Source organism: Pseudomonas sp. HMWF006, from assembly GCF_003061205.1.
Lineage (GTDB): Bacteria > Pseudomonadota > Gammaproteobacteria > Pseudomonadales > Pseudomonadaceae > Aquipseudomonas > Aquipseudomonas monsensis.
On record NZ_QAIU01000275.1, the window covers coordinates 1 to 1855 of the forward strand.

Below are 1855 nucleotides of genomic sequence, written 5' to 3' on the forward strand. Positions count from 1 at the left end.
ACAAAGAGGTGTGTCCCATGTTCGTGCACAAGACCGCACTGTTCAGTGCAATCACCACGGCTTTGCTGGCCAGCGCCAGCCTGCAAGCCGCCGAGCCGCTGAAGGCCGTCGGCGCCGGCGAAGGTCAGCTGGATATCGTGGCGTGGCCGGGTTACATCGAACGTGGCGAAAGCGACAAGGCCTACGACTGGGTGACCGGTTTCGAGCAGGAAACCGGCTGCAAGGTCAACGTGAAGACCGCCGCCACTTCTGACGAAATGGTCAGCCTGATGGCCAAGGGCGGTTACGACCTGGTCACTGCGTCGGGCGATGCGTCGCTGCGGTTGATCGTCGGCAAGCGCGTGCAACCGATCAACACTGCGTTGATCCCGAACTGGAACACCATCGACCCGCGCCTGAAAGATGCGCCGTGGTACGTGGTCAACAAGCAGACCTACGGCACCCCGTACCAGTGGGGCCCGAACGTGCTGATGTACAACACCAACGTGTTCAAGACACCGCCGACCAGTTGGAACGTGCTGTTCGACGCGCAGAACTTCCCCGACGGCAAGCCAAACAAGGGCCGTGTGCAGGCGTATGACGGGCCGATCTACATTGCCGACGCGGCGCTGTACCTGAAGACCGCCAAGCCTGAACTGGGGATCAAGGATCCATACCAGCTCACCGAAGCGCAGTACAAAGCTGTGCTCGATCTACTCCGCGCACAGCAGCCGCTGATCCACCGCTACTGGCATGACACCACGGTGCAGATGAGCGACTTCAAGAACGAAGGCGTGGTCGCGTCCAGCGCCTGGCCATATCAGGTCAACGGTCTGATCAACGAGAAGCAGCCGATCGCCTCGACCATTCCGAAAGAAGGCGCCACCGGCTGGGCCGACACCACCATGCTGCACGCCGAAGCCAAGCACCCCAACTGCGCCTACAAGTGGATGGACTGGTCGTTGAAACCGAAAGTCCAGGGTGATGTGGCGGCGTGGTTTGGTTCGTTGCCAGCGGTGCCAGCGGCGTGCAAGGAGAGCGAATTGCTCGGCGCTGAAGGTTGTAAAACCAACGGTTTCGACCAGTTCGACAAGATCGCCTTCTGGAAAACCCCACAGGCTGAGGGTGGCAAGTTTGTGCCTTATAGCCGCTGGACTCAGGACTACATCGCGATCATGGGCGGGCGCTAAGCCCGGGAGCACCTCGGTCGAGCTTCCTTTCCCCCTTGGGGGAGAGGGCTGGGGTGAGGGGGTAGCTTTTGACTTTGCTCTTGATTGAAGGGCAATGGCCAATAAAGCCACCCTCACCCCCCGCCCTCTCCCGGAGGGAGAGGGAGCTAAGAGCGGATCGCATCTCGCCCGCCGAATGAGGGCGCTAAGAGCAGATCGCATTCACCGTTAGATGTTTCAGTTTTTTCAGAAGTCCAGGCAGGGCCGCTGCGACGGCCCGCGCCTTTTTGGAGCACCGCACCATGACGCTTGCAGTCCAGTTCACCAACGTTTCCCGGCAGTTCGGCGAAGTGAAGGCCGTTGGCCGGGTTTCCATCGACATCCAGGACGGCGAGTTCTTTTCCATGCTCGGCCCATCCGGCTCGGGCAAAACCACGTGCCTGCGCCTGATTGCCGGTTTCGAACAACCGAGCGCCGGCTCGATCCGCATCCACGGCGCCGAGGCGGCTGGCCTGCCGCCGTACCAACGTGACGTCAACACCGTATTCCAGGATTACGCGCTGTTCCCGCACATGAACGTACTGGACAACGTCGCCTACGGTTTGAAGGTCAAAGGCGTGAGCAGAACCGAGCGCCATAAACGCGCTGAAGAGGCGTTGGACATGGTCGCCCTCGGCGGTTACGGGGCACGCAAGCCAGTGCAGTTG

At 60.9% G+C, this 1855-nt stretch carries 2 protein-coding genes; both read left to right on the forward strand.

Annotated features, from left to right (window positions below; all coding sequences use genetic code 11):
- The first annotated feature begins 17 nt into the window (after positions 1–17).
- Complete coding sequence (gene ydcS, locus DBR24_RS11350; RefSeq protein WP_128614786.1) at positions 18–1169, forward strand: putative ABC transporter substrate-binding protein YdcS; 1152 nt, start codon at positions 18–20, stop codon at positions 1167–1169.
- A 281-nt stretch (positions 1170–1450) separates the two neighbouring features.
- Positions 1451–1855 (forward strand): ABC transporter ATP-binding protein (locus tag DBR24_RS11355; protein WP_146189018.1); only part of this gene is annotated, 405 nt, incomplete at its 3' end.

Coding starts and splice junctions, on each gene's coding strand:
- ydcS (WP_128614786.1), top strand. CDS start 18: ATGTTCGTGCACAAGACCGCACTGTTCAGTGCAATCACCACGGCTTTG.